Genomic DNA, 498 nt, shown 5'->3' with positions numbered 1-498 from the left:
GAAAGCTGACCTACCGAAAATAGACAAAGACTTACCCTTTATAGAATTGGAAGGAAAATTTACAGCCACAGTTCCTTATACGTTAGAAGGTTGGAGCAAAGGAGTTGATTTGAGCAAAGAAGACCCTGAAAAGCTAGAGGCAGAAGTAAAAGGCAGAATGAACGAAATTGCCGATTTGTACCGAAATAAAGATATTGAAGGATTAGCAAAAGAACAACACAATAGAGTAAAAGAAATAGATCAAGCTTTTTATTTTAATAAAAAAGAAAGCTCAGAAGAATGGGAAACAGAATTAAAAGATGATTTTAATCAATCAATTGGTATTGAAGTTGTAAAAGGTAAAATGAAAATAATGGGCGAAGGAAAATTAGTGACAATTTTAATTGACAAAGGTCCTTTTTACAATAAAGCAGTAATAAGAAACGAGACAAAAGACACGTACATTGTTTATCCTCAATATTTTTATCGCCCAAGCCCAGGAGCAAAACTCGAAATTAT

Annotated in this window: 1 protein-coding gene; it reads left to right on the top strand. The window is 32.9% G+C overall.

The window, feature by feature from the left end; translation table 11 throughout:
- Positions 1-498 (top strand): hypothetical protein (locus B0A64_RS07670; protein ID WP_165769778.1); only part of this gene is annotated, 498 nt, incomplete at both ends.

The sequence above is a fragment of the Flavobacterium araucananum genome, from assembly GCF_002222055.1.
In the GTDB taxonomy this organism is placed as follows: Bacteria; Bacteroidota; Bacteroidia; order Flavobacteriales; family Flavobacteriaceae; genus Flavobacterium; species Flavobacterium araucananum.
Note: the sequence above shows the minus strand (reverse complement) of the source record. Positions and strands in the feature narration are given on the sequence as shown.